This window comes from Rhodococcus sp. (in: high G+C Gram-positive bacteria), from assembly GCF_049286785.1.
In the GTDB taxonomy this organism is placed as follows: Bacteria; Actinomycetota; Actinomycetes; order Mycobacteriales; family Mycobacteriaceae; genus Rhodococcus_F.
Genome location: NZ_JBAQEO010000620.1, coordinates 1 through 4,150, shown reverse-complemented (window position 1 = coordinate 4,150; position 4,150 = coordinate 1). Strand labels below are relative to the sequence as shown.

Sequence of the window (4,150 nt, the reverse complement as noted above, 5' to 3'; positions counted from 1 at the left end):
GTTGGTCACTCCTCAGTGGGCCGGAACCGTCGCAGCAGTCGTCGCCGTCGCCGCGCTGACGGTGCTGCTGCGGTTGCGTTCCGGGATCGGCGCAGCCGCAACCACCCTCATGGGCGCCGCAGCGATCGGCCTGCCTGCTGTTGTGGCGGTGTCGACCGAACCGGCCCTGACTCTGAACGCGGTGGGTGCCGGCCTGATGCTTGGTGCGGCGGCGTACTCGGCTGCAGGGCGTCGGGCTCCACTGATTGCGCTCGCTCTCGGGGTGCTGGCGGCGACAGTGTTCTTCACCGGGGCCCGCTTGTGGCGGGTTCCGGCGCAACGATGGTCGGTCACCCTGCCCGGCGATCCGTTCTACGTTCCGGCAACCGTGCCGCTGCCCATCCTGGCTGTCGCCGTGATTGTTCTCGGCGGAGTTGCGCTCGTCACCCGTGCCGACGAGCCTGCTGCCGGGGGTCGGCCGGCGATCGTCGGTGTCGGGCTGCCGGTGGTGTTCCTGCTGCTCTACACCGTGCTGGGAACGACCGAGTCCGGCCCGGTGTCGTGGACTGTCGCGGTTGGGCTCGCCGTCGCGGCGGCCCTTGCCGGGGCATGGCTGCTGCCCGCCCCTGAGGGGCACGTGCTGCTGGTGGGGTTGGCCGTGGCCGCTGTAACGGTCGGGCAAGTGCACTACTTGTCGGGTGCTTGGTGGTGGGTCCTGGGCGGTCTCATCGCGTTGGTCGCCGGGGTGATGGTCGGGTGGCGGTACCCGAGGGCGGCGGTCGGGATGGTTCTTCTCGTCCTGGTCACGGCCACCGGGCTGCTTCCGGACAGTGGCATCTTCGACGCCGTGACGATCACGGCGTACACGCTGGTATTGCCCGGTGCGCTGGGGTTGTCCATCACCTCCGTCTTCTCGACCACCCCTGCGGACGCACCGGTAGTGGTCAGCGCCGCGATGTTGCCGTTGACCATGACGTTCTTCGCCGTCTCCGCGCCACTGGCCGTCACCGACTACGGGTGGTCGAACGGCTACCCGGTATCCGAATCGGGACCGGCAGTCACCGTCGACTCGCCACTGCCCCTCGGTATCGTCGTCGCGACCGTCACCGCCATCCTCGCCACGCTCGCCCTTGCCCGGCGCTCGGACCCCGACCGCGTCCGCGTACTAACCCGACGCGGAGGCCGATAACTTCCGCACGAGGACCAGGGTTGTCCGGCGCTCGAGGGTCTATCCGGGGATATCGAACTCGGTGCGGGTCGCGCCGAGCAGTGTGTCCACATGCTCAGCGTAGGTGGCGCAGGCGTGCGACAACGCCTGAAAGGCAGCGACGATCGGCCGTGGGTCTGCCGCGCTGAACAGCGCCGGCATCGCGTAGTACGGCCGGTGCACCGGCCCGTGGTCGAACATCTTCCCTGTCGGTGACTTCTCCCCACCCGGCGCCGCACTCGAGCGGTAGGGTCCGCCCTTGCCCTGGGGCGGAAGGTTTTCCGCCGCGAGACGGCTGGACGCGGACTGGGGATCGTCGAACGGTGCCGGGAGTGGATCACCGTTACGCAAGGCCTCCAGTGCCGGTGTGACCCAGGCGCAGTCGGCGAGTCCGGCGAACTCGAATGCGCGGATCGCGGCCCATTGCGCCAGTCGCCGCTGGGTCTGCGGGTCCATCGCCACAATCGCGGCTGCGACGTCCGGTGCACAGTCGTCGAAATCGCGCAACGCTAGCACCTTTTGCAGTTCGGGACGTGCCTCGAAGTCGATCGCCGTGGACCGGGTTGTCGTGGTGGCGATCGTCGTGCCAGTGGCCGACGAGCTGCCGTGAGCCGGCTCCTCCTCGTGGGCGGGCGCAGGGGGCGCAGTGTTCTCCGGTACGCCAAAACCAGGCATGCCCCACATCAGAGCCGGGGTCTTGGTGACCCCGTCGTACGGCCACATCCGGATCCGCCACACATCACCCGGTGTCGTCGATCCCGGCCACCCGTAGTTGACGAATCCTCGTCCGGAGATCTCCACGGTGTACCGGCCGGCAGGAACGGTGACGTCCACCGGCTCGGCCGTCGGTGATGACAAGGACAACACCTCGCGACCATCAACTTCCAAGCGCCCTTCGCTGACCTGCTGCCACTGATCCCGGTCCGCGGGGGGTCGTGACGGCCACACCTGCACGGTCACCGACATCTGGAAGTTGTTCTGGTGCGGGCACAGCACCAGAAGCATGGCCCCGTTGCCGGCTGCGGGTTGATCGGCCTGGGCCCGCTCCAGGAGGGCGAGCTCGACGTCCGGATCTCCGAGACCGCCGTCGACACAGAACTGGCCGTAGTCCATCGCCACGGTCTCCTGCGTTTCGCGGACCGGCCGGGTGCGCTCATCCATGCCCGTGATCCTGTCACGACGGCCGATCACAGCAATCTCAACTCAAGCGAGAACGAAGCTGTCCCGCTCGGTAAGGGTCGCTGGTGATCCGGCTAGGGATCGGTGAGTGGGAATCGATGCGTCCGCCAGTTCATCTGCCGAAGCTGACATAGTGGGTCAGTACAACCGACCAGCAGCCTCTTGCGTGCAAAGGATTCCGATGACGTCTCGGCTCGTTCCGGCTCTACTCGCAGGAGCGGCGGTCACCACAGGCCTGCTATCCGCTTGCGGTTCGGACAACGGTGACGACGATTCATCCGCATCAGCAACGGGCGTGCAGGCAACATCCTTCGCAGCAGCTGCCCCCGAGGTTCCGGCTACCGCGGACCCGACACCGGCGGAGTTGACTGCCCTTGTCGAGACCGCTCTCGATTACGATGTCCGGTTGGCCGATCGTGTGAAGCTATTCCAGGGGGTGAGCGAGAGCGATCCGGCTCTCGCCCAACGCTTCGTCCAGGAGAAACTGACGGTCGAGTTCACCTCGGTTACCAGCACTGGTGAGGGTGAAGTATCCGCCCGTGGGCAGGTCGCCGTCGACGGAAATCCGCCTGGTGACGTGGGCCCGGTGGCGTTCGTCGCCGAGGACGGTACCTGGAAGATCGCACGTAGTTGGGCTTGCCCAATCACCGGAGCCTGTTAGCGAACCAGTCAATAGTCCGGTGACCGGTTGCCGATCCGCTTACGGAACCACCTGTCCGCCGGCGCGCTGTCGGTCGGAGTGCCCCGCTGGTGGTTCCGCTTGCGGAACGCCTGTCCGTCGGCGCGCTGTCCGCCGGAATTCCCTGCTGGTGGTCCCAAGGGGATCTGTTTACCTGGATAGTCTCGATAGAGAGTTACGAGCCTGACTCGCCAACGACGATGACGAAGGATCCATTGGTGTGGTGCAGCAAACCAACGTGTGGCCCGGGGTTGGTGGTCCTCGTGGTGATGGCAGCTCTTGTGATGACCGGGTGCGACGACGGACTGGGCACTCATTCGATTGACGAGGAGGCCGCCCATGATGCATTGAAGAGTCGTGGAGTGGAGATCCCGTCCACGTTCAGGTTCGGTCAGATGTACGAATCCCGGGTCTTTCCGGGCGCAAACTCGTACCTGGGACGCTACGACGGCCCGCAGACCGCGTTCGCGAATTCGGTCCAGCTGTCCGCTGCCAACTCTTCGTTCCCGCCCCTGCAACCAATCAAGTGCACCGAACCGGTGCTCGACGATGTGGAGTGGGGAATTCTAGGCTTCTCATGTACAGAGCAGATGCAACTGCTCGTCACCGTGAACCCGGCCAACAGCGAGCTTCCCACCGACAAGGTCACGATGATCCTTACCAGCGACGGCAGCCGCGCCCACCTCTTCGTAAACGCCGAAGGACACTGACTGCGTACGGGATCAGTCACACGCAAAGGGACCACACGACGTGAGTACCCATCAGCACCCTTTGTTCCGGGGGCGGATCGCTGACCGGCGAGAGCTTCCTGCATCATCGGGAGATGACTTCACGTGGCGTTGTCCGGTTCTGGAACAGTGAAGACGGATGGGGCACCATCGACTGTGCGCAAACCCCGGTGGCTACTGGGTGCACTTCAGCGAGCTCGACACCGCTGGATTCAGAAAGCTCGACCCTGGTCAAGAGGTCGACTTCGAGTGGCAGAAGCCGACCGGTCCGGTAGAAGGCTTCGCATTCGTGGCCACCAAGGAACGACCAGTGCAGACCGATTGACGATCGTCGAGGGAGTGCTGATCGACTCCATCTGCTCTCGCGCTGTTACCCGT

General features: G+C 65.3%; 5 protein-coding genes. 4 read left to right on the top strand and 1 reads right to left on the bottom strand.

Features of this window, described 5'->3' with window-relative positions; all coding sequences use genetic code 11:
• Window positions 1–1,168 (top strand): hypothetical protein (locus tag WAW17_RS22590; RefSeq protein ID WP_422335144.1); only part of this gene is annotated, 1,168 nt, incomplete at its 5' end.
• Between the two features lie 39 nt (window positions 1,169–1,207).
• Here the strand turns inward: WAW17_RS22590 and WAW17_RS22585 are convergent.
• Entirely contained in the window at window positions 1,208–2,347 is a 1,140-nt protein-coding gene (locus WAW17_RS22585) for a hypothetical protein (protein WP_422335143.1), read from the bottom strand.
• Window positions 2,348–2,546: 199 nt separating this feature from the next.
• Here WAW17_RS22585 and WAW17_RS22580 point away from each other — a divergent pair, with 199 nt between their 5' ends.
• From WAW17_RS22580 to WAW17_RS22570, 3 genes are all read left to right on the top strand, one after another.
• The gene (locus WAW17_RS22580; protein WP_422335142.1) at window positions 2,547–3,026 is read left to right on the top strand and encodes a hypothetical protein; all 480 of its coding nucleotides are present in this window, start codon (window positions 2,547–2,549) and stop codon (window positions 3,024–3,026) included.
• Window positions 3,027–3,313: 287 nt separating this feature from the next.
• A complete protein-coding gene (locus tag WAW17_RS22575; RefSeq protein ID WP_422335141.1) occupies window positions 3,314–3,754 on the top strand; it encodes a hypothetical protein in 441 nt (146 codons plus the stop codon).
• A gap of 157 nt (window positions 3,755–3,911) precedes the next feature.
• On the top strand, window positions 3,912–4,097 hold the full coding sequence (locus WAW17_RS22570) for a hypothetical protein (protein ID WP_422335140.1): 186 nt from the start codon (window positions 3,912–3,914) through the stop codon (window positions 4,095–4,097).
• Window positions 4,098–4,150 lie beyond the last annotated feature (53 nt).